The sequence below is a fragment of the Mesorhizobium sp. Arg314 genome (genome assembly GCF_053714275.1).
In genome coordinates this window covers 1-22840 of the sequence record NZ_JBSKBP010000062.1, presented here as the reverse complement: position 1 = coordinate 22840, position 22840 = coordinate 1, and the positions used below count along the sequence as shown (strand labels likewise).

The 22840-nt window shown below is 63.5% G+C and carries 23 protein-coding genes and 1 pseudogene; 19 read left to right on the top strand and 5 right to left on the bottom strand.

The genetic code is table 11. The annotated features are described in order from the left end of the window. The 6 genes from ACWGS9_RS31520 to ACWGS9_RS31495 all read left to right on the top strand — a co-directional run. Window positions 1-201: 2-oxo acid dehydrogenase subunit E2 (locus ACWGS9_RS31520; RefSeq protein WP_454508904.1), on the top strand; the 201-nt coding region annotated here is incomplete at its 5' end. Between the two features lie 103 nt (window positions 202-304). Beyond that, complete coding sequence (locus ACWGS9_RS31515) at window positions 305-943, top strand: SGNH/GDSL hydrolase family protein (RefSeq protein ID WP_454508903.1); 639 nt, start codon at window positions 305-307, stop codon at window positions 941-943. Window positions 944-1165: 222 nt separating this feature from the next. Further along, window positions 1166-2614 carry a dihydrolipoyl dehydrogenase gene (gene lpdA, locus ACWGS9_RS31510; RefSeq protein WP_454508902.1) on the top strand — a complete coding sequence of 483 codons (1449 nt, stop codon included), beginning with the start codon at window positions 1166-1168 and terminating at the stop codon, window positions 2612-2614. 156 nt (window positions 2615-2770) lie between these two features. Continuing rightward, on the top strand, window positions 2771-3028 hold the full coding sequence (locus ACWGS9_RS31505) for a GlsB/YeaQ/YmgE family stress response membrane protein (RefSeq protein WP_454508901.1): 258 nt from the start codon (window positions 2771-2773) through the stop codon (window positions 3026-3028). A 125-nt stretch (window positions 3029-3153) separates the two neighbouring features. Continuing rightward, a complete protein-coding gene (lipA, locus tag ACWGS9_RS31500; RefSeq protein ID WP_454508900.1) occupies window positions 3154-4119 on the top strand; it encodes a lipoyl synthase in 966 nt (321 codons plus the stop codon). A 6-nt stretch (window positions 4120-4125) separates the two neighbouring features. After that, a complete protein-coding gene (locus tag ACWGS9_RS31495) occupies window positions 4126-4581 on the top strand; it encodes a type II toxin-antitoxin system RatA family toxin (RefSeq protein WP_454508899.1) in 456 nt (151 codons plus the stop codon). On the opposite strand, the gene ACWGS9_RS31490 is transcribed toward ACWGS9_RS31495, so the two are convergent. Further along, window positions 4578-5066, bottom strand: coding sequence for a CinA family protein (locus ACWGS9_RS31490; protein ID WP_454508898.1), 489 nt, complete (start codon window positions 5064-5066; stop codon window positions 4578-4580). The two genes, ACWGS9_RS31495 and ACWGS9_RS31490, sit on opposite strands and share 4 nt — an antisense overlap. Then, window positions 5063-6292, bottom strand: coding sequence for a bifunctional 2-C-methyl-D-erythritol 4-phosphate cytidylyltransferase/2-C-methyl-D-erythritol 2,4-cyclodiphosphate synthase (locus ACWGS9_RS31485; RefSeq protein ID WP_454508897.1), 1230 nt, complete (start codon window positions 6290-6292; stop codon window positions 5063-5065). The genes ACWGS9_RS31490 and ACWGS9_RS31485 overlap by 4 nt, the downstream gene beginning before the upstream one ends. A 140-nt stretch (window positions 6293-6432) precedes the next feature. Between ACWGS9_RS31485 and dusB the strand changes: the two genes are divergently transcribed. From dusB to hflX, 8 genes are all read left to right on the top strand, one after another. Further along, on the top strand, window positions 6433-7461 hold the full coding sequence (gene dusB, locus ACWGS9_RS31480; protein WP_454508896.1) for a tRNA dihydrouridine synthase DusB: 1029 nt from the start codon (window positions 6433-6435) through the stop codon (window positions 7459-7461). Further along, window positions 7458-8594: a two-component system sensor histidine kinase NtrB gene (locus tag ACWGS9_RS31475; RefSeq protein WP_454508895.1), complete on the top strand. Its 1137-nt coding sequence runs from the start codon at window positions 7458-7460 to the stop codon at window positions 8592-8594. Before dusB ends, ACWGS9_RS31475 begins: the two co-directional genes overlap by 4 nt. Then, a complete protein-coding gene (gene ntrC, locus ACWGS9_RS31470) occupies window positions 8591-10051 on the top strand; it encodes a nitrogen regulation protein NR(I) (protein ID WP_454508894.1) in 1461 nt (486 codons plus the stop codon). Before ACWGS9_RS31475 ends, ntrC begins: the two co-directional genes overlap by 4 nt. Window positions 10052-10171: 120 nt before the next feature. Continuing rightward, complete coding sequence (locus ACWGS9_RS31465; protein ID WP_454508893.1) at window positions 10172-12463, top strand: sensor histidine kinase NtrY-like; 2292 nt, start codon at window positions 10172-10174, stop codon at window positions 12461-12463. Then, window positions 12453-13814, top strand: coding sequence for a nitrogen assimilation response regulator NtrX (ntrX, locus tag ACWGS9_RS31460; protein WP_454508892.1), 1362 nt, complete (start codon window positions 12453-12455; stop codon window positions 13812-13814). Before ACWGS9_RS31465 ends, ntrX begins: the two co-directional genes overlap by 11 nt. Window positions 13815-13895: 81 nt before the next feature. After that, window positions 13896-14759, top strand: coding sequence for a D-amino-acid transaminase (locus ACWGS9_RS31455; protein ID WP_454508891.1), 864 nt, complete (start codon window positions 13896-13898; stop codon window positions 14757-14759). Between the two features lie 143 nt (window positions 14760-14902). Next, a complete protein-coding gene (hfq, locus tag ACWGS9_RS31450) occupies window positions 14903-15148 on the top strand; it encodes an RNA chaperone Hfq (protein ID WP_006202172.1) in 246 nt (81 codons plus the stop codon). Beyond that, window positions 15149-16534 carry a GTPase HflX gene (gene hflX, locus ACWGS9_RS31445; protein WP_454508890.1) on the top strand — a complete coding sequence of 462 codons (1386 nt, stop codon included), beginning with the start codon at window positions 15149-15151 and terminating at the stop codon, window positions 16532-16534. A gap of 8 nt (window positions 16535-16542) precedes the next feature. Here the strand turns inward: hflX and mazG are convergent, their stop codons facing one another. Beyond that, window positions 16543-17367 carry a nucleoside triphosphate pyrophosphohydrolase gene (gene mazG / locus ACWGS9_RS31440; protein WP_454508889.1) on the bottom strand — a complete coding sequence of 275 codons (825 nt, stop codon included), beginning with the start codon at window positions 17365-17367 and terminating at the stop codon, window positions 16543-16545. A 192-nt stretch (window positions 17368-17559) separates the two neighbouring features. Next, window positions 17560-18744, bottom strand: a complete 1185-nt coding sequence (locus ACWGS9_RS31435) for an amino acid aminotransferase (RefSeq protein ID WP_454508888.1) — start codon at window positions 18742-18744, stop codon at window positions 17560-17562. 136 nt (window positions 18745-18880) lie between these two features. Between ACWGS9_RS31435 and ACWGS9_RS31430 the strand changes: the two genes are divergently transcribed. From ACWGS9_RS31430 to ACWGS9_RS31410, 5 genes are all read left to right on the top strand, one after another. Further along, entirely contained in the window at window positions 18881-19414 is a 534-nt protein-coding gene (locus ACWGS9_RS31430) for a sigma-70 family RNA polymerase sigma factor (RefSeq protein ID WP_454508905.1), read from the top strand. Next, window positions 19411-20184, top strand: a complete 774-nt coding sequence (locus tag ACWGS9_RS31425; RefSeq protein WP_454508887.1) for an anti-sigma factor family protein — start codon at window positions 19411-19413, stop codon at window positions 20182-20184. The genes ACWGS9_RS31430 and ACWGS9_RS31425 overlap by 4 nt, the downstream gene beginning before the upstream one ends. Window positions 20185-20225: 41 nt before the next feature. After that, on the top strand, window positions 20226-20942 hold the full coding sequence (locus ACWGS9_RS31420; RefSeq protein WP_454508886.1) for a Bax inhibitor-1/YccA family protein: 717 nt from the start codon (window positions 20226-20228) through the stop codon (window positions 20940-20942). Between the two features lie 186 nt (window positions 20943-21128). Then, window positions 21129-22004 carry an aldose 1-epimerase family protein gene (locus ACWGS9_RS31415; protein ID WP_454508885.1) on the top strand — a complete coding sequence of 292 codons (876 nt, stop codon included), beginning with the start codon at window positions 21129-21131 and terminating at the stop codon, window positions 22002-22004. A gap of 186 nt (window positions 22005-22190) precedes the next feature. Continuing rightward, the gene (locus tag ACWGS9_RS31410; protein ID WP_454508884.1) at window positions 22191-22619 is read left to right on the top strand and encodes a hypothetical protein; all 429 of its coding nucleotides are present in this window, start codon (window positions 22191-22193) and stop codon (window positions 22617-22619) included. A gap of 59 nt (window positions 22620-22678) precedes the next feature. On the opposite strand, the pseudogene ACWGS9_RS31405 reads toward ACWGS9_RS31410, so the two are convergent. Next, window positions 22679-22840 (bottom strand): annotated as a pseudogene (locus ACWGS9_RS31405) (NADP-dependent oxidoreductase); the annotation flags it as partial.

The following is a 22840-nucleotide window of genomic DNA, read 5'->3' as shown; positions in this document are numbered from 1 at the left end:
ATCAACCCGCCGCATGCGACGATCCTGGCGGTCGGCGCCGGCGAGCAGCGCGCGGTGGTCAAGAACGGCGAGATCAAGGTCGCCAATGTGATGTCGGTGACGCTCTCGACCGATCACCGGGCCGTCGACGGCGCGCTCGGCGCGGAATTGCTCGGCGCCTTCAAACGCATGATCGAAAACCCGATGGGCATGCTGGTGTAAGAAGGGAAAAGGCGGTGCGGAAATTCTTCACCAGCCTTTTTGCCTTCGTGCATTGGCGGGTGGGGTGCGTCCAGAAGGGTTTTGGTAGAAGCGGGGCAAAGGCGTGAAGACAATTCTGTGCTACGGCGACTCTTTGACCTGGGGCTACGACGCCGCCAGCCTCGGCCGCCATGCGCTGGAGGACCGCTGGCCGAGCGTGCTTGGGACCGAGCTCGGCGGCGATATCGAGGTCATCGCCGAAGGTCTCAACGGCCGCACCACGGCCTTCGATGACCATCTGGCCGGTGCCGATCGCAACGGCGCCCGCGTCCTGCCGACGATCCTGACCAGCCACGCGCCGCTCGATCTCGTCATCGTCATGCTCGGCTCCAACGACATGAAGCCGTGGATCCACGGCAATCCGGTCGCAGCCAAGCAAGGTATGCAGCGGCTGATCGATATCGTGCGCGGTCACGACTTCCCATTCGAATGGCCGGCGCCGCAGATGCTCATCGTCGCGCCGCCCACTGTCTCGCGCACCGACAATGCCGAATTCAAGGAAATGTTCGCCGGCGGCGACGACGCCTCCAAGCGTCTGGCGCCGCAATATTCACTGCTGGCCGATGAGGCCGGCTGCGGCTTCTTCGACGCCGGCACGGTTGCAACAACCACGCCGCTCGACGGCGTCCATCTCGATGCCGAGAACACGCGAAACATCGGGAAGGCGCTGACACCGTTGGTGCGCGTGATGCTAGCGACATGATGGTCGATGCATTTCTGATCATCGGACTGTTGTTGGCCGTGCGTTCGCAAGGCCGTCGAGGTCGGCTTCTTGCAGGCTGCGCATTTGTGAGACTCTGGGTTTTCCATGCTCTTTCGATACTGACGAACGAGCCAGCTTTCAGGCCTCCAATGCCGACACACGGGCCATGGTCGATACCAAAGCCTTCTTTCGGTGAAGCCTCGCTTCAATAAGGACCATAAAATGTCTGAACCCTACGACGTCATCATTATCGGCTCAGGCCCCGGCGGCTATGTCACGGCGGTGCGTTCCGCCCAGCTCGGCTTCAAGACGGCGATCGTCGAGCGTGAGCACCTGGGTGGCATCTGCCTCAATTGGGGCTGCATACCGACCAAGGCGCTGCTGCGCTCGGCCGAGATCATGCATTATTCGGACCACCTCAAGGACTACGGCCTGAAGCTCGAAGGCGGCAAGGTCAGCCCCGACACGGCCGCCGTGGTCGACCGGTCGCGAAAGGTGTCGCTGCGGCTGAACACCGGCGTCGGCTTCCTGATGAAGAAGAACAAGGTCGACATCATCTGGGGCGAGGCAAAGCTTTCGAAGCCTGGTGAGGTTGTCGTTTCGAAGACCGCGAAGAAGGCGATGGAACCGCAGCCGCCGGTGCCGAAAGGCGTCAAGGGCGAGGGCACCTACACCGCCAAGCACATCATCCTGGCGACCGGCGCCAGGCCGCGCGCGCTGCCCGGCATCGAGCCGGACGGCAAGCTGATCTGGACCTATTTCGAGGCCATGGTGCCGAAGGAAATGCCGAAGTCGCTGCTGGTCATGGGCTCGGGCGCCATCGGCATCGAATTCGCTTCTTTTTACCGCACCATGGGTGCCGACGTGACGGTGGTCGAGCTGTTGCCGGCGGTGATGCCGGTCGAGGACGCCGAGGTCTCGAAATTCGCGCAGAAGCAGTTCGAGAAGCAGGGGATGAAGATCATACTCGAAGCCAAGGTGACCAAGGTCGAAAAAGGCGCCAATTCGGTCACCGCGCATGTCGAGATGAAGGACGGCAAGGTCGAGAAGATCACCGCCGACCGCATGATCTCGGCCGTCGGCGTGCAGGGTAACATCGAAAACCTCGGCCTCGAGGCGCTCGGCGTGAAGACGGACCGCGGCTGCGTGGTCGTCGACGGCTACGGCAAGACCAATGTGCCGGGCGTCTACGCCATCGGCGACGTCGCCGGACCGCCGATGCTCGCCCACAAGGCGGAGCATGAAGGCGTCGTCTGCATCGAGAAGATAGCCAATTTCCCGGGCGTTCACGCCATCGACAAGCTGAAGATCCCCGGTTGCACCTATTGCAGCCCGCAGGTCGCTTCCGTCGGCCTGACGGAAGCGAAGGCCAAGGCCGAAGGCAAGGATATCCGCGTCGGCCGCTTCCCGTTCAGCGCCAACGGCAAGGCCATCGCGCTCGGCGAGGATCAGGGTTTCGTGAAAACCATCTTCGACAAGAAGACCGGCCAGTTGCTTGGCGCGCATATGGTCGGCGCCGAGGTGACCGAGCTCATCCAGGGTTTTGTCGTGGCGATGAACCTGGAGACGACCGAGGAAGAGCTGATGCACACGATCTTCCCGCATCCGACCCTGTCGGAGATGATGAAGGAGAGCGTGCTCGACGCCTATGGCCGCGCTTTGAACGCATGATAAATCACCATTTGGTGATAAATCGCCAATTGGTGATAAATCGCCAATCGGTGATAGATTGGCTGCGTGAGACTCACCCGCGGCAGCCGGAGAAATCTGACGGCAAGGCAGTTCGTATCCGGATGCATTTTCACCTGATCGAGGAGGAATTGGCACATGCATTTGAATGGCGTCGGCTGGATCGCAGCCATCATCGTCGGAGGTCTGGCGGGCTGGCTCGCCGAGATGGTCATGAAGAGCAACACCGGCATCGTCATGAACATCATCATGGGTATCGTTGGCGCGGTTGTGCTGAACGCGATCCTGCAGGCTCTCAACATCCAGTCGTTCGGCGTCGGCTGGGTGGCTTATCTTATTACCGGCTTCATCGGCGCGTGCCTGCTGATCTTCGTGGGACGGCTTGTTCGCCGCTAGACGAATACCGCTATGCGAAAAAGGCCGGGGCGGCATGCACCTCCACGGCCTTTTTCTTTGCCTCGAAACGTCTTAGATGACGAAAGATGGGCGGCTGTCGAAATCGCGGCCGCGAAGGGTTTGACATGGTCACAGTCGTAGACACGATCGCCAACCGGCCGCGCCCGCGGCACCCCGAGAAGGCGCACAGGCCCGACCAGGAAGTGCTGCGCAAGCCCGACTGGATCCGGGTCAAGGCGCCGGTTTCGAAGGGCTATGCCGAAACGCGCGAGATCGTGAAATCGCACAAGCTGGTGACGGTTTGCGAAGAGGCCGGCTGCCCCAACATCGGCGAATGCTGGGACAAGAAGCACGCCACCTTCATGATCATGGGCGAGATTTGCACGCGCGCCTGCGCCTTCTGCAATGTCGCGACCGGCATCCCGACCGCGCTGGATGCCGATGAGCCGGCGCGCGTCGCGCACGCCGTCAAGCAGATGGGACTGAGCCACGTCGTCATCACATCCGTCGACCGTGACGATCTTGCCGACGGCGGCGCGCAGCATTTCGCCGACGTCATCCGCGCCATCCGTGCGGCCACGCCAGCGACAACGATCGAGATTCTGACGCCCGACTTCCTGCGCAAGGACGGCGCGCTCGAAATCGTGGTTGCGGCCAAGCCCGATGTCTTCAACCACAATCTCGAAACCGTGCCGTCGAATTATCTGACGGTGCGTCCCGGCGCCCGCTATTTCCACTCGATCCGGCTTTTGCAGCGGGTCAAGGAGCTCGACCCGTCGATCTTCACCAAATCCGGCATCATGGTCGGCCTCGGCGAGGAGCGGAACGAGGTGCTGCAATTGATGGACGATTTGCGTTCGGCCAATGTCGACTTCATGACCATCGGCCAGTACCTGCAGCCTTCGAAGAAGCACCATCCGGTGATCCGCTTCATCCCGCCCGACGAGTTCAAGTCCTACGAGACGGTCGGCAAGACAAAGGGCTTCCTGTTGGTGGCGTCGAGCCCGCTGACGCGCTCCTCGCACCATGCCGGCGAGGATTTCGCCAGGCTGCGCGCGGCGCGTGAGGCGCAGCTCAAGAAGGCCAGCTGACCTTCAATGCCGAAATTCGAGGCGACACGCCGCGTCGCGCATACGCCGGAGGAGATGTTCGCGCTGGTTGCCGACATCGAGACCTACCCGCAATTCCTGCCGCTCTGTGAATCGCTCACCGTACGCTCGCGCAAGGAGCGAGACGGGCGCACCATCCTGGTTGCCGACATGAGCATCGGCTACAAGGCGATCCGCGAGACCTTCACGACGCAGGTGCTGCTCAATCCGGCCGAGCACGCCATCGATGTCAAATACATCGACGGCCCGTTCAAATATCTCAGCAATATCTGGCGCTTCGATCCCGCCTCGCGCGGCTGCGAGGTGCATTTCTTCATCGACTATGAGTTCAAGAGCCGCATCCTGGGCGCGGTCATGGGCACGATGTTCGACCGCGCCTTCCGCATGTTCTCGGAAGCCTTCGAGAAGCGGGCAGACGTGATCTACGGACCGAAACCAGCCTAATCTTTACCCAGAACGCGCAAGCCGAGCTGCAGCGCGTGCCGCACCGTCTCGTGACGGATGAATTCGCGGCCCTTGTGACCGAACAGCTGATGCTCAGCGACAATCGGCTGGTCTGCCAGCGCTATCCCGAACCAGACGAGACCGACCGGCTTTTCCGCCGAGCCGCCGCCAGGGCCGGCAATGCCGGTGACGGCAAGCGAGAGGCTGGCTTGCGAATGCGCCAGCGCGCCTGCGGCCATCTCCTGCACTGTCTCGCCCGAGACCGCGCCATGCGCGTCGAGCGTGGCGGCGGAGACGCCGAGCATCTCCATCTTGGCTTCGTTGGAATAGGTGATGAAGCCGCGATCGACCACGGCGGAAGAGCCGGCGATGTCGGTCAGCGCCGCGATAATCAGGCCGCCGGTGCAGCTCTCGGCCGTCGCCAGCATGATGCCGCGCTGCTGGCAGGCTTGAAGCAGCGCGTTTGCGAGTTCAGCGTTGCTCATGCCGGCACCTCGCCCGGATAGACGACGCTGGCCGTGGCTATCGCGGCGATGCCTTCACCGCGCCCGACAAAGCCGAGCTTCTCGTTGGTCGTCGCTTTGATCGAAATGCGCTCGGGCGCGATCCCGAGCATGGCCGAAAGCGCTTGCGTCATCGCCGCGCGATGCGGCCCGACGCGCGGCGCCTCGCAGATCAGCGTGATGTCGGCATTGGCGATGCGGCCGCCGCGCTCGCGCACCAGCTTTGCGGCGTGCTCTACGAAGATCTTCGAGGCCGCACCCTTCCACTGCGGGTCCGACGGCGGGAAATGCGTACCGATGTCGCCGGCGCCGCAGGTGGCGAGCAGCGCGTCGGTCAGCGCGTGCAGCCCGACATCGGCGTCGGAATGGCCGGAGAGTTTTCGCTCGTAGGGAATGGCGACGCCGCAGAGCGTGACATGGTCACCCGGCTCGAACGCGTGCACGTCATAGCCATTGCCGGTCCGGATATCCGGGAAGCGCTGCTGCGCGCTCGAGAGCCGCTGGTCGGCCAATGCAATATCCCTTGCCCAGGTGAGTTTGACGTTGTCCGGCGATCCGGGGACGATCTTGACCGGTATATGTGCCCATTCGGCGATCGCCGCGTCGTCGGTGAACTCCGTCTTGCCCAGATGATGCGCCTTCTCGTGTGCGGCAAGCAGCGGCCAGAACGGGAAGCCCTGCGGCGTCTGCGCGGCATGAAGTCCGGCTCTCGATACCGTCTCATCGATCATGCCGGTGGCCGATTCCCGCTTCAGCGTGTCGGCAACGGGCAGCGCCGGCAGCGCGCCCTGCCGCTCGCCGATGGCTTCGATGGTGCGATCGATCAGCCCGGCGTCGACGAACGGGCGCACGGCATCATGCACCAGCACTTTTGCGGGTGCCTGGTCCCTCAGTGCCAGGAGGCCGAGCCGGACGGACGCCTGGCGCGAAGAGCCGCCGATAACCGTGATGAGACGTTCGGCGTGCACCCCAGCCGCGTGCTGCAAAAGCTCGGCATCGTCGCTGTGGATAGCCACCACCACCGAGCCGATCATCGGATGGGAGAGAAAGATATCCAGCGTATGCGCGATGACGGCACGGCCGCCGATGCGCTGATATTGCTTCGGACCGTCGGCCTGTCCGGCGCGCGCGCCACGGCCGGCGGCGACGATCACCACCCCGATGCCGCCGCTCGGGCTTGCCGCTTGCTTTTCGCTTGCCTCGCTCATTCCGATCGGTCCTAGTCGGGGTGATGGCCGAAGGCCAGCATTTTCCAAAATGCGCCTTAATGTGACGTCATTGCGCGTTGCACAATGCCACACTTCTGGCTAGAGAATGTGCAACGATCGTACATGCTTGGTTTTTGTGCATGACTGAACTGACCACTTTGGCATCGCCACTCGATGTCGGCGGCGTGAGAATCCGCAATCGCGTTTTCCTGGCGCCGATGTCGGGCATCACCGACGAGCCGTTCCGGCGGCGCGCCCACGCGCATGGCGCCGGGCTGGTCGTGTCGGAAATGGTGGCGAGCGGCGAACTGGCCAGGGGCAGGGCCGGATGCGACCTGCGCATCCGTCATTCCGGCCTGCCTGTGCATATGGTGCAGCTTGCCGGCCGCGAAGCGGTCCATATTGGCGAGGGCGCGCGTATTGCGGCGGGCGAGGGCGCCGATATCATCGACATCAATATGGGCTGTCCGGCAAAGAAGGTGACCGGCGGCTATGCCGGTTCAGCACTGATGCGCGATCTCGACCACGCGCTTTCACTGATCGAGGCTGTGGTCGGCGCCGTTTCGCTGCCGGTGACGGTCAAGATGCGGCTCGGCTGGGACGAAAGCGCCCTCAACGCGCCGATGCTGGCGCGCCGCGCCGAACAGGCGGGTGTCAGGATGGTGACCGTGCATGGCCGCACGCGCTGTCAGTTCTACCAGGGCAAGGCCGACTGGCGCGCCATCGCCCGCGTCAAGGAAGCTGTCTCCATCCCGGTGGTGGCCAACGGCGATGTCGGGTCGCCGGAAGAGGCTGCGACCATCATCGAGCAATCCGGCGCCGACGCGGTGATGATCGGCCGTGCGCACTACGGCGCGCCATGGGTCGCAGGCAGCGTTGCGACAGCCGCGGCCGGAACATGCGCACAAGGCATTCCGCAAGTGCCGGAAGCGCTCGCCGATTACGTCGTCTCGCACTACGAGGACATGCTCTCGCTCTACGGCATCGAAAGCGGTCTCCGGCAGGCGCGCAAACACGTCGGCTGGTATCTCGACCGTCACGCTCCCCGAGCTTGCGCAGAGCAGCGCAAACGCATCCTCACTTGCTTCGAGCCGAGCGAAGTCGTTGCCGAGTTGTACCACGTGTTCGCCGATAGCTCGCCATCGATCAGCTTGCGGAGCGCGGCATGAAGGCCGATGTCCCACAGCAGGTGGCGGACGCCGCCAACATCGTGCTCAACACCATCCGCCGCCCGGTGATCATGGTCGATCCCGCGGGCTTTATCATTTTCGCCAATGCGGATGCCGAGGACTTCTTCCGCTCCAGCGCGACCATGCTCGCCCGCAACACGCTGTCCAAGCTGGTGCCGTTCGGCAGCCCACTGCTGACGCTGGTCGATCAGGTGCGCGAGCGTGGTGCGCCGGTCAACGAATATCGCGTCGACGTGTCCTCGCCGCGCCTCGGCATCGAGAAGATGGTCGATCTCTATGTCGCGCCGGTGCCGGAGTTTCCGGGCTCTGTCGTCGTCATGTTCCAGGAACGGTCGATGGCCGACAAGATCGACCGCCAGATGACGCATCGCGGTGCGGCGCGCTCAGTCACCGGTCTTGCCGCCATGCTGGCGCATGAGATCAAGAACCCGCTCTCCGGCATCCGTGGCGCCGCCCAGTTGCTCGAGCTTTCGGCTTCCGATGAAGACCGCGCGCTGACCCGCCTGATCACCGACGAGACCGACCGCATCGTCTCGCTGGTCGATCGCATGGAAGTGTTTTCCGACGAGCGGCCGATCGAGCGCTATCCGGTCAACATCCATGTCGTGCTCGATCATGTGAAGGCGATCGCCAAGAACGGCTTTGCTAGGCGGATCAAGATCTTGGAGGAATATGATCCATCATTGCCTCCGGTCTTCGCCAACCGCGATCAACTGATTCAGGTCTTCCTCAATCTGGTCAAGAACGCCGCCGAGGCCATCGGCGCGGACCCGCAAGGCGAGATCATGCTCTCGACGGCCTTCCGTCCGGGCATCCGCGTTTCCGTGCCTGGAACGCAGGACCGTGTCTCGTTGCCGCTGGAATTCTGCGTGCATGACAACGGCCCCGGCGTTTCCGAGGACATCCTGCCGATCCTGTTCGATCCGTTCATCACCACCAAGCCGAATGGTTCGGGCCTTGGGCTGGCCCTGGTCGCCAAGATCGTCGGCGAGCATGGCGGCATCATCGAATGCGATTCGACGCCGCGCGGCACCGCGTTTCGCATCCTGCTGCCTGCCTGGAAGGAGACTTCGCCAGGCTCGGGCGATGAAGCTGAAGGAGACCGCAAATGAGCGTTCGCGGCAATATTCTGGTCGCCGACGACGATGCAGCCATCCGCACCGTGCTCAACCAGGCGCTGTCGCGCGTCGGCCACGAGGTGCGCGTCACCTCCAACGCCTCGACGCTGTGGCGCTGGGTTGCGGCGGGCGAGGGCGACCTCGTCATCACCGATGTGGTGATGCCCGATGAAAACGCCTTCGACATGCTGCCGCGCATCAAGAAGGCGCGGCCCGAGCTGCCGGTCATCGTCATGAGCGCGCAGAACACTTTCATGACCGCCATCCGCGCCTCCGAGACCGGCGCCTACGAATATCTGCCGAAGCCGTTCGACCTCACCGAACTGCTCAACATCGTCAACCGGGCGCTGGCCGAGCCGAAGCGGCCGAAGCTCGATGCCCGCGCGGAAGACCAGCCGGAGACGATGCCCTTGGTCGGCCGGTCGGCCGCCATGCAGGACATCTACCGCATGCTGGCGCGCATGATGCAGACCGATCTCACGGTCATGATCAGCGGCGAGTCCGGCACCGGCAAGGAGCTGGTGGCGCGTGCGCTGCACGAATATGGCCGCCGTCGCGGCGGTCCGTTCGTGGCCATCAACATGGCCGCGATCCCGCGCGACCTCATTGAATCTGAGCTGTTCGGCCACGAGAAAGGCGCCTTCACCGGCGCCCAGAACCGCTCCAGCGGCCGCTTCGAGCAGGCGGAGGGCGGCACGCTGTTTCTCGATGAGATCGGCGACATGCCGATGGAAGCGCAGACCCGGCTGCTGCGCGTGCTGCAGCAGGGCGAATACACCACGGTCGGCGGCCGCACGCCGATCAAGACCGACGTGCGTATCGTTGCGGCCACCAACAAGGATCTGCGCACGCTGATCAATCAGGGGCTGTTCCGCGAGGATCTGTTCTATCGTCTCAACGTCGTGCCGCTGAGGCTGCCGGCCCTGCGCGAGCGTTCCGAGGACATTCCAGATCTGGTGCGGCACTTCTTCAAGCAGGGCGCCAGCGAGGGCCTGCAGACCAAACGCATTTCGGCCGGCGGCATCGAGCTTATGAAGCGCTATCCCTGGCCGGGCAACGTGCGCGAGCTCGAAAACCTGGTGCGCCGGCTGGCCGCCCTCTACTCGCAGGACGAGATTTCATCGGAGATCATCGAGTCCGAGCTCAAGACCGGCGAAAGGCCGGTCGTGCCCGACGGCGGCGCGCTCATCCCCGACGATCTGTCGATCGGCCAGGCGGTCGAGCATTTCCTGCAGCGCTATTTTGCCTCCTTTGCCGGCGAATTGCCGCCGGCCGGGCTCTACCAGCGCATCCTTGCCGAGGTCGAGTATCCGCTGGTGCTGGCTTCGATGACGGCGACGCGCGGCAACCAGATAAAGGCGGCCGAGCTTCTGGGGCTCAACCGCAACACGCTGCGCAAGAAGATCCGCGAGCTTGGCGTCAACGTATACAAATCGACCAGGCAGCCGTAACGTTACCTCGTCTTTTCGGCGAATTAGGCGGGGAAAGATTTTCGTCCCGGCCACACTTGTTGCATAATCGCCACAATGCGTTGCATACATCCGACGCAATGACCGACTCTGTACCGCGACATGGCAGCTGAGGCTCCGACCCTGAACCAACCGCTTTTCAGCCAGACCGGCACGCGTGACGGCCGACGGTTGCTGGCGCTGCCCGGCGTGGTCGCCATCGCCGGTGCGGTGATCACGGCGGCGATCTCGTTCGCGATCCTGGTCGGCGCCACGCCGATCGCCCCGACCGCCGACGCGACCTGGGCCTTGGTCGCGGCCAATGCCGTCTTTGTTCTGTTCCTGATCGCCTTGATCGCCCGCGAGGTGCGTCGCATCGTTCTGGCGCGGCGCCACGGCAGGGCCGCCTCGCGGCTGCATGTGCGCATCGTGGCGATGTTCGCGCTGGTTGCCGCCATTCCGGCCATCATGGTGGCGATCATCGCCTCGATCACGCTCGACATCGGCCTCGACCGCTGGTTCGAAATGCGCACCAAGACGATCGTCAACTCGTCGCTGTCGATTGCCGACGCCTATGTGCAGGAGAACGCGCGCAACCTGCAGGGCACGACCTTGTCGATGGCCTACGATCTCGACGCCTCGCGCACGCTATACGGTCTCGACCGTAGCGGTTTCCTCGATCTGTTGAACAAGGAAGCCATTGGCCGCGGACTGGCCCACGCCGCCCTGATCAAGCCCGACGGCTCGTTCGTCATGAAAGCCAAGACCGACGCCGATTTCGCCATGCCCGAGCCGCCGGCGGGCGCCGTCGACACCGCGGCGGCCGGCAAGCCGGTGCTGATCGAGCCGCGCACCCGCAACATCATGGGCGCCATCATCAAGCTGCGCGAGATCGAAGGGCTCTACCTGTACACGATCCGGCTGGTCGACCCCGACGTGATCAAGGCGCGCCAGATCGTCAAGTCCAACACCGACGAATACCGCAACCTGGAGGACAACCGCCGGACCTCGCAGATCGCTTTTGCGCTGCCTTATTTGTCGCTCACCCTGATCATTACGCTGTCGGCGATCTGGACCGGCATTGCGGTCGCAGACCGCATTGTGCGACCGATTCGCCAGCTGATCGGCGCCGCCGACGAGGTGGCGACCGGCAATCTCGACGTTGCCGTTCCGGTGCGCCAGTCCGATGGCGACGTCGCCTCGCTCGGCGATACCTTCAACAACATGATCCTCGAGCTCAAATCGCAACGCAACGAGCTCCTCTCGGCCAAGGATGTGATCGACGAGCGCCGGCGTTTCTCCGAGGCGGTGCTCGCCGGCGTCACCGCCGGCGTCATCGGCGTCGACCCTTACGGCATCATCACCATCGTCAATCGCTCGGCCGAAACCATGCTGGCGATTTCGGCGAATGCGACGCTTGGCCAGAACCTTTCGGCGGTCCTGCCCCTCGTCGGCCGCGTCTTCGAGATTGGACGGCAGTCCGGCAAGCCGGTCTATCGCGAGCAGGTGACCTTCTTCCGCACCGGTCTGGAACGCACCTTCAATGTCCAGGTTACTGTGGAGGCCGGCGACGACGGCGAGGACGAGAAGTCCTATGTGGTCACGGTCGACGACATCACCGATCTCGTCCAGGCGCAGCGCTCTTCGGCCTGGGCGGACGTGGCGCGACGCATCGCGCATGAGATCAAGAACCCGCTGACGCCAATCCAGCTCTCGGCCGAGCGCATCAGGCGCCGCTACGGCAAGGTCATCACCGAGGACCGCGAGGTCTTCGACCAGTGCACCGACACCATCATCCGTCAGGTCGAGGACATCGGCCGCATGGTCGATGAATTCTCGGCCTTCGCCCGCATGCCGAAGCCTGAGATGAAGACGATCGATCTGCGTGAATCGCTGCGCGAGGCGTCCTTCCTGGTCGAGGTCAGCCGCTCCGACATCGCCTTCCAGCGCGACTTCGGCAGTGAGCCGTTGAAGGGCACTTTCGACAGCCGCCTGATGGCGCAGGCCTTCGGCAACGTCATCAAGAACGCCGCCGAGGCGATCGACGGTCTTGATGCGCAAGACCGTTCGGACGGCACAATCCGGATTCAGGCCGGTCGCCAAGATGGCGCCATACGAATCGACGTTATCGACAACGGCAAGGGGCTGCCGCGCGAGAATCGCCAAAGGCTTCTCGAGCCCTATATGACGACGCGCGAGAAGGGCACCGGGCTTGGCCTCGCTATTGTCAAGAAGATCGTGGAGGACCATGGCGGCCGTCTCGAGTTGCACGACGCGCCAGCGGATTTCCATGGTGGCCGGGGCGCGATGATTTCGATCATCCTGCCCCCGGCAACGGTCGTAGCCGCGCCGCCACGCGGTGAAGGTCGAAGCGAACACGAAAGAGAAACTGAAAAGGTCGGTAATGGCGTCTGACATTCTCATCGTCGATGACGAGGAAGACATCCGCGAACTTGTCGCCGGTATACTGAGCGACGAGGGTCATGAAACCCGCACGGCGCATGATGCCGACAGCGCGCTTGCGGCAATTGCCGATCGCGCGCCGCGGCTGATTTTCCTCGACATCTGGCTGCAAGGCTCGCGCCTCGATGGCTTGGCGCTGCTTGACGAGATCAAGACCATGCATCCGAACATGCCGGTGGTGATGATCTCCGGCCACGGCAACATCGAAACGGCGGTCTCGGCCATCCGGCGCGGCGCGTACGACTTCATCGAGAAGCCGTTCAAGGCCGATCGCCTGATCCTGGTCGCCGAGCGCGCGCTGGAGACGTCCAAGTTGCGGCGTGAGGTCTCCGATCTCAAGCAGCGCAGCGGCGAGACCTTCGACCTTATCGGCATGTCGTCGGCGATGAGCCAGTTGCGGCAGACCATCGAGCGCGTCGCGCCAACCAACAGCCGCGTCATGATCATCGGCCCGTCCGGCTCCGGCAAGGAACTGACGGCGCGCGCCATCCACACGCTTTCGTCGCGCAAGGCCGGTCCGTTCGTCACGTTGAGTGCGGCCACCATCACGCCCGAGCGCATGGAAATCGAGCTGTTCGGCACCGAATCGAACGGCACCGAGCGCAAGGTCGGCGCGCTGGAAGAGGCGCATCGCGGCATTCTCTACATCGACGAAGTCGCCGACATGCCACGCGAAACGCAGAACAAGATCCTGCGCGTGCTGGTCGAGCAGCAATTCGAGCGGGTAGGCGGCACCAAGCGCGTCAAAGTCGATGTCCGCATCATCTCCTCGACCTCGCAGAATCTCGAAGCAATGATCGCCGACGGCCGCTTCCGCGAGGACCTTTACCACCGGCTGGCAGTGGTTCCTGTCATGGTGCCGGGGCTTGCCGAGCGGCGCGAGGACATTCCCTATCTCGTCGACAATTTCATGAAGCAGATCGCGCGCCAGGCCGGCATCAGGCCGCGCCGCATCGGTGACGATGCGCTGGCGGTGCTGCAGGCCCACAACTGGCCGGGCAACGTTCGCCAGTTGCGCAACAACGTCGAACGCCTGATGATTCTGGCGCGAGGCGAAGAGGCCGATGCGCCGATCACCGCCGACCTTTTGCCGTCCGAGATCGGCGATGTCATGCCACGCACGCCCAACCAGTCGGACCAGCACATCATGGCGCTGCCGTTGCGCGAGGCACGCGAGCAGTTCGAGAAGGACTATTTGATCGCCCAGATCAACCGCTTCGGCGGCAACATCTCGAAGACGGCCGAGTTCATCGGCATGGAACGCTCGGCCTTGCATCGCAAGCTGAAATCGCTGGGCGTGTAGCGAACGGTGGCCCACGTGATTGTCCATTGCCGCAGCGGCGGAATCGCCTAAGAAAGCCTGACGTTTTCCCCGAGGGTGCCCATGCCGCGCATTGCCTATGTCAACGGGCGCTATGTCGTCCATGCTCAAGCCCGCGTCCATGTCGAGGACCGCGGCTACCAGTTCGCGGATGGCGTCTATGAGGTCTGCGAGGTGGCGCGCGGCCATATCGTCGACATGCCGCGCCACCTTGCCCGGCTCAAGCGCTCGCTGAAGGAGCTCTCGATCGCCTGGCCGGTCTCGGAAGGCGTCCTGCCGATGCTGCTGCGCGAAGTGGTCAATCGCAACGGCGTGGTCAACGGCCTTGTCTATCTGCAGGTGACACGCGGCGTCGCCAGCCGTGAGTTTGTCTTCCCACCGGCAGGCACAAGGCCATCACTGGTCATAACCGCCAGAAAAGCCGATCCGGCCGCCGGAGCGAAGCGGGTGGAGACTGGCATCAAGGTCATCACGGTGCCTGAGAATCGCTGGGACCGGGTCGACATCAAGAGCACGGGCCTTTTGCCCAATGTGCTCGCCAAGCAGAAGGCTAAGGAAGCCGGCGCCCAGGAAGCCTGGTTCGTCGACACCGACGGCAACGTCAAGGAAGGCGGTTCTTCGAACGCCTGGATCGTCACCCGGGACGGCGTCCTGGTGACCCGGCCGGCCGAGCACGGCATCCTGCGCGGCATCACCCGCACGACGCTTTTCGATGTCGCCGCCAAGCTTGGCCTCAAGATCGAGGAGCGCGGCTTTTCGGTCGCCGAAGCCAAGGCCGCCAAGGAAGCATTCATCAGCTCGGCGACGACAATCGCCATGCCTGTGGTCGAAATCGACGGCGCGCCGATCGCAAATGGCCATCCTGGTTCCATGACACTTTCGTTGCGGCAGGCCTTTTTTGACGTTGCGGAAAAAAGTCCAGCCTGATAACCGCACAACTGGAATGAACCTTAACTATCTCGTTCTGCTTGCCATTGTGTTGGCAAGAGGGGGTTTGCGCGCTTGACAGGTGCCGCGTAATTTGGCGCATTGGCACGCAAACCGAAGGGGATCGGCGAAAGACAAGAAAAATGGCGGAACGATCGCAAAACCTTCAGGACCTGTTCCTGAATTCAGTTCGCAAGAGCAAAAATCCACTCACCATCTTCCTCATCAATGGCGTGAAGCTGACCGGTGTGGTCACTTCGTTCGACAATTTTTGTGTGTTGTTGCGGCGTGACGGACACTCCCAGCTCGTCTACAAGCACGCCATTTCCACGATCATGCCGAGCCAGCCGGTTCAGATGTTCGATGGCGAGGAAAGCCAGGGCGCCTGATTGGCACGTGATAAGGACGCGGACCGCAGCGTTCGCGGAAAACAAGGACATCAACTCGGGCCGGAAGCCAAGGATCCGACCCGGGCTGTCGTCATTGTGCCGGTGCTTGCCCGCCAGCTTCGCGGCGACGATGAGCCGAGCCGTCCGCGGCTGAGCCGTTCGGCCGATGCCCGCCACGACGAGGCGGTCGGGCTTGCCAGCGCCATCGATCTCAATCCGGTTCACACCGCAGTAGTGACGGTCGCCGATCCGCGCCCGGCGACCCTGCTCGGCAGCGGCAAGGTGGCCGAATTCGCCGACATCGTGAAGGAACGCAAGGCGGAGCTTGTCATTGTCGACCATCCGCTGACGCCGGTGCAGCAGCGCAATCTCGAAAAGGAACTGAACGCCAAGGTGCTCGACCGCACGGGGCTCATTCTCGAGATCTTCGGCGAGCGCGCGCGCACCAAGGAAGGCACGCTGCAGGTCGAGCTCGCGCATCTCAACTACCAGAAGGGCCGACTGGTGCGGAGCTGGACCCACCTTGAGCGGCAACGCGGCGGCGCCGGCTTCCTCGGCGGTCCGGGTGAAACCCAGATCGAATCCGACCGACGCATCCTGCAGGACAAGATCACCAAGCTGAAGCATGAGCTGGAAACGGTGCGGCGCACCCGCGACCTGCACCGGGCCAAGCGCAAGAAAGTGCCGTTCCCAGTGGTGGCGATCGTCGGCTACACCAATGCCGGCAAGTCGACGCTGTTCAACCGGTTGACCGGGGCAGGGGTGCTGGCCGAGGACATGCTGTTCGCGACGCTTGATCCGACGCTGCGGCGCGTGCGGCTGCCGCACGGCACGCCGGTCATCCTGTCGGACACGGTCGGCTTCATCTCCGACCTGCCGACGCATCTGGTGGCGGCCTTCCGGGCAACGCTGGAAGAAGTTGTCGAAGCCGATCTGGTGCTGCATCTGCGCGACATCTCCGATCCCGACACGGCCGCCCAGGCCGAGGACGTCGAACGCATCCTTGGCGATCTCGGCGTCGATGCCGCCAACACGAACCGTGTGATCGAGGTCTGGAACAAGATCGACCTGCTCGATGAAGGCAACCGGGAGCGGCTGCTCGCCGAAGGGGCAAGCGGCAAATCTCCGCCGATCGCCATATCGGCTGTGACCGGCGAAGGACTGGACGCGCTGAAGGCGCTCATCGAGACGCGCGTGTCGGGAGAGCTGGAAACGATGGCGGTTACGTTGAGCCCGGCCCAGCTCGGCCAGGTCGACTGGCTCTACCGCAACGGCGACGTCGTTTCACGCACCGACAATGAGGATGGCAGCGTCACCCTCTCGCTGACGGCCACGCACAGCGCCAGGCAGGAAATCGAGAGCCGCCTGCATCGCAAGAGCAACTAACCGGCTGTTTATTTTGCGCTTTTGGCCTGCTGCCAGAGCGCTTCCATTTCGTCGAGCGTAGCCTTCTCCAGCGAGCTGCCCGAAGCCTCCAGGGCCTGCTCGACATAGTGGAATCGCGAACGAAACTTTTCGTTTGTGCCGCTGAGCGCCGCTTCCGAATCGAGCTTGAGGTGGCGGCCGAGATTGACGACGGCAAACAACATGTCGCCGAACTCGTCCTTGATGGGCGCGGCGTCGCCCGTGGCAAGCGCCTCGCGCAATTCGCCGATCTCTTCCTCGATCTTGTCGAGGATCGGCGCTGCCTCGCTCCAGTCGAAGCCGACACGCGCTGATTTCTCCTGCAGTTTCAGCGCACGCGTCAGGGCGGGGAGCGCCACCGGAACGCTGTCGAGATAGCCCTTGCCGTGATCCTCGGGATCGAGTCCGCGCGCGATGCGGGCGTCGCGCTTCTCGGCTTTTTCGGCCGCCTTGATCTTCTCCCACATCCCCTTGGCCATGCCGGCGCTGCGCGCCTTCTCGTCGCCGAAGACGTGCGGATGGCGGCGGATCATCTTGCTGGTGATGGCTTCGACGACATCGCCGAAAGCGAACTCGCCGATCTCCTCAGCCATTTGCGCGTGATAGACGACCTGAAGCAGCAGGTCGCCCAGCTCTTCGCGCAGATCGTCGAAGTCGCCGCGCCCGATCGCATCGGCCACTTCATAGGCTTCCTCGATCGTATAGGGCGCGATGGTCGAGAAATTCTGCTCGATGTCCCAGGGGCAGCCGGTCTTCGGCGCCCTGAGCGCCGCCATGATCTCGATCAGCCGGGAAATGTCCTTGGAAGGCGTCATGGGTCGAGCCTATCCCGCGGCCGGGGTGCGACCAATCCTGGTCGGCCGCTGAAACGAGTTGTCCACAGCAGTTGGGGACCGAAGCATGATGCCGAAATGTGTGAAGCGGTTTTCGGGCGGCATCACGCTCTATTTCTTTGGTTTAGAGACGGATTCAGATTTCACGTCGATTCGACCTGAAATCATCCGGCTCTAGTCGAGCACCGAGACGATCGCCTTGGCGAGATCGTCCATGCCGTCCTCGGGCAGGCCGGCCACGTTGATGCGGCTGTCGCCCACCATATAGACGGCGTACTCGGTGCGCAGGCGTTCGACTTGCGCCTCGGTCAGCCCCAGTCGCGAAAACATGCCGCGATGGCTGGCGACGAAATCGAAGCGGTCGGAATTCGACTGCCGCCGCAACGCTTCGGCGAAGGCGACCCGCAGCCTGAGCATGCGCAGCCGCATCTCCTCGAGCTCTGTCTCCCAGTCCTTCTTCAGATGAACGTCTTCCAGCACCATGCGCACTGCCGCCGCGCCATGATCCGGCGGCATCGAATAGAGCGCGCGCGCGGCCGCCAGCATCTGGCTCATCGCCACGTCCGCTTGCGCACCATCCTTGGCCACAATCATCGCCGCACCCACGCGGTCGCGATAGACGGCGAAATTCTTCGAGCAGCTCGAGGCGACGACCATTTCCGGCACTTTGCCGGCCAGCAGCCGCAAACCGGCGGCGTCGGCGTCGAGGCCCTCGCCAAAGCCTTGATAGGCGATGTCGACGAAAGGCAGCAGGCCGCGCTCCAGCAGCACATCGGCGACCTTGGCCCACTGCGCCGTATCGAGGTTGGCGCCGGTCGGGTTGTGGCAGCAGCCATGCAGCAGCACGACATCGCCGCTGTTGGCAGTCTTGAGCGCGCCGAGCATCTCGTCGAAGCGGACGGCACCCGAAGCGGCATCGAAATAGGGATAATCGCGAACCTGCAATCCAGCAGCGCGCATCACCGGCAGATGGTTCGGCCAGGTCGGATCGGACAGCCAGACGGTGGCACCGGCGCGCGTGCGCTGCAGAAGCTCTGCAACCAGCCTGAGCGCGCCGGATCCGCCTGGCGCCTGTGCCGCGCGGATGCGCGAAGGGTCGGCCTTCTCGCCAAAGGCGAGCTTGATCATGGCGGCGTTGAAGCCGGTATCGCCGGCAAGGCCGAGATAGGTCTTGGTATCCTGGCTCGCCAGCAGACGCTTCTCGGCCTCGCGCACGGCGCGCATCACCGGCGTCCTGCCGTCGGTGTCCTTGTAGACGCCGACACCGAGGTCGACTTTGCCCGGCCGCGGGTCGTTGCGGTAGAGGCCGATCAGGGCAAGGATCTTGTCGGCGGGCGCGGGCTGCAGGGTCTCGAACATCGATAGGACTCCAATGGCGGCGGAGTGATACGCAAATCGATCCCGCCGCGCCAGCGGTTTCCTCTGTGCCGGCGACACGTAAGAAGAAAATGCCGGGCAGGGGGATTAAAACCCCTACATGCTCCGTAAACAGGGCATGAAACGGTCGATGGCACGCTTCGACATTGTCGGGCAATTGGGGTCGCTGCGGCGTTACGCACGCTCGCTGACGCGCGACAGCGCCGATGCAGAGGATCTCGTCCATGACGCGCTGGTGCGCGCCTATGAGCGGCGGGCGACCTTTCGCGCGGGCGGCAATTTGCGCGCCTGGCTGCTGGCGATCGTGCACAACATCTTCATCGACCGCATGCGCTCGCGCCGCTCCGAGGCGGCACGCATCGAACAGGCCGGCCTTGTTGCCGACCAAAACATGCCGGCGTCGCAGGACCATTCGGTGCGCTTGTCGCAGGTCCGCGATGCATTTCTTTCGCTGCCCGAAGAACAGCGCTCCGCCCTGCATCTCGTCGCCATCGAAGGGCTTTCCTATCAGGAGGCCGCCGAAGTCATCGGCGTGCCGCTCGGAACTTTGATGTCGCGCATCGGCCGCGCGCGTGCCGCGCTGCGCGAGATGGAGGAGGGGGCTCCGCTGAAAGCCAGGCCTCATCTCAGGATCGTGGGAGACGATCAATGACCGCCATTGTCGACCCCGTAACCGATGCCGACCTCGACGCCTATGTCGACGATCAACTGGATGTCGCCCGCCGCATCGAGGTCGAGGCGCACCTCGCCGCGCGCCCGGAAGTGGCGGCGCGCGTGATGTCCGATCTCAGGACGCGCGATGAACTGCGCGTCGCGCTTGCCGGACCTGTCGGCATGGCGCGTCCGGCCACCACCGAAGCGGCCCGGCGGCTGGAGAGGGCGCTTGCCAGGGGACGCATCCTTGCCGTGCTGCAGCGGGCAGCGGCAGCGGCCGTGCTGGTCGCGGCGGGCTGGCTGGCGAACGGCATTTTCGGGCCGATCGCTGTGACCAAGGTGGTCGCCTCGACGCAGCCGCCGGCCTATGTCGAGGATGCGGTCCGGGCGCACCGGACGACCTTGGTGCGCGAGACGATGCCGTCGCAGCGCGAAGCGCCGGGCTACAATGCCGACGAGATCCGGGCCGCGACGGCGATCGTGATGCCGTCGCTGCCCGACGACTGGAAGATCCGCGACGTCCAGGTCTATCCCTCGCATTTCGGGCCGAGCGTCGAGGTTGCGGTCGAGACCAAGGACCTCGGTCTTGTCTCGCTGTTCGCCATCAGGCCGGGCACGTTCGATGTCGTGAAGCCGACGATCGCGCCCTCCGATGACATTTCAACTGCATATTTCCAGATCGGCGAGGTTGCCTACGCGGTGGTCGGACGCGGCGACGCCGGCAATCTCGACCGTGCCGCCGAAAAACTCGCCAAAACTCTCTACTGAAAACAGACGCTCTACTGAGACTTCCAGCTAAGGAGAACCAAATGAACAGCCCCAATCTGGGATACCGAACGGGCACCGGCGTCCAGGCCGTCGCCGTCTTTGACGAGGGACTGCGCAAGCACATGCTGCGCGTCTACAACTACATGGGCCTCGGTCTCGTCGTCACCGGCCTCGTCGCCTTTTTCGTGGCCTCGACGCCGGCACTCTATGTGCCGATCTTCTCCAGCCCGCTGAAATGGGTGGTGATGCTGGCGCCGCTGGCTTTCGTCATGATCCTCTCGTTCAAGATGCAGACGATGTCGGCCGCAAGCGCCCAGGCGATGTTCTGGGCCTTCTGTGCGGTGATGGGCCTGTCGCTCGCCTCCGTGTTCCTGGTCTTCACCTCGACCAGCATCGCGCGCACCTTCTTCATCGCCGCCACCATGTTCGGCGCCACCAGCCTCTACGGCTACACGACCAGGCGTGACCTGTCGCAATTCTCGTCCTTTCTGATCATGGGCCTGATCGGCGTGGTGATCGCGAGCCTGGTCAACCTGTTCCTCGGTTCGACCGCGCTGCAGTTCGCCATCTCGGTGATCGGCATTGCCGTCTTCGTCGGCCTCACTGCCTGGGACACGCAGACGATCAAGGAGCAGTATGCGGAGAACTTCGATGCGGAATCGCAGCAGAAGCTCGCCGTCTTCGGCGCCTTCTCGCTCTATCTCAACTTCATCAACATCTTCCAGCTGCTGCTGAATTTCACCGGCGAGCGCGAATAGGCCGGACCGTAGCAGGCAACACTGCTGACCTCGGCATGGCCGGAGGGAAACCTCCGGCCAATTTTTTGTGAGGTCCTGCCGCCAACGCGCGCACAACCATGTGAGGCGCGGCATGACTGGGGCTCTTGAGTTCACGCTCGGCCTTTTGCTAGCCTGTCGTCCACACCAGCCAGCCGCGAGGACGTAATGGAACAGCTGACGCTTCACGCTGACGGTATCTCGGCGACCATCGTCGGGCAGGGGGCCGAACTGGTCTCGCTGCGCGATGCCGACGGCACCGAGCTTCTGTGGCAGGCAGGCCCCGCCTGGCGCCGTCATTCGCCGGTCTTGTTCCCGATCGTCGGCCGGCTGAAGGGCGATCGGCTGCGGCATCGCGGCCAAACCTATCCGATGACGCAGCACGGCTTTGCCCGCGACAGGCGCTTTGCCTGGGCCGGGCAGGGACCGACCGCCTGCGCGTTGGTCCTGACCGATGACGCCGAGACGCGGATGCACTACCCGTTCGCCTTTCGCCTCACCATCGGCTACGACCTGAAACCCCGGCAACTCGGCGTGACCTTCGAAATCGCCAACACCGGCGACCAACCGCTGCCGGCCTCGATCGGCGCGCATCCGGCGTTCAACTGGCCGCTGTTGCCGGAACTGCCCAAGGAGGCCTACCGGCTGACCTTCGCCGACAATGAGCCGGCGCCTGTCCGCCGCCTGGAGGACGGCCTGCTGCTGCCGGCCCCGCAACCAACGCCCGTCGAGGGAAAGACGCTGCCGCTTTCCGAAAAACTGTTCGACGACGACGCCGTCATCCTCGACCGGCCGGTCAGCACCAGCGTGCGCTATGCCGCCGCGCGCGGGCCGGCGATCGAGATGTCGTGGCAGGGCTTCAACGAGCTGGGTATCTGGTCCAAGCCCGGCGGCGCCCCGTTCCTGTGCATCGAGCCCTGGCACGGCATCGCCAGTCCCGTCGATTTCGACGGCGAGTTCGCCGATAAGCCGGGCGTCATGCTGATCGAGCCAGGCGCGAAACGCACGCTGAGCTACCGGATCGCTGTCGGCCGGGAGGCATAGGCATGGCGTTCGCGATCAAGGCCGAAGTCTTTTCGGCGCGCTGCGCGAAGCGGGCGACCGAGGACTTGCGGCAACCGGGGACTATCCTACGCAACATACTCCGACAGCACGCGTTCTATTGATTGGCAGAGCCCTGGCCGATCTGAGCACTAGCTTCATGTGCTGACAATGTCGGAGGCGATTAGGATGGCTAAGTTCAAAGAAGCCCTTGAGCGCGGCAAGAAAGCCCACCGCCAGCAAGGGGAGGATGCGAATGCTCCGATGACGGATTTCGGAACCCAAGCCAGGGCTTGGCTAAACGATGTCGTTGTTGCGGCGTTGGAAGCAGCAAAGGCTGAGGTGGCGGGCGAGATGACCATCGACGTAGACACTGCATCGCGCCGCCGGGTCAAAGAGTTAACGCCCTCCCTTCAGTTCCAAATCTACGGAAAGCCAGGATTGAAAAAGACGGCCAGAAGGGCATTCACCGTCAACGTTCAGCTAAGTGGGGAGGTATCGGTTTCCTCGCCAGGGATGGTGACCGAGGATGTTGGAAACATAGGAGATCGGTCTGCCGAACGATTTCGCAATTTGGTTGCCAAGCTGATCGAGGACGCCGCTAAGAGCATGTGCTAGCCCGTTGATCGAGCGTTGCAGATGCGAGGACTGTGAATACCATCGTTCCTCCCGACTTCTCACGAGCGAACGCGGATGACCGTCTTCCCGGCCCGTCGCTCAGTCGAATTGAAGGTAGCGATCGCATCTTCGAGGGACGAGACTTTGCCGATGTTCGTCCGCAGTCTTCCGTCCCTGACCCGCTGAACTATCTCCGAAAGCTGGGCGCGATCGGCCTCGAC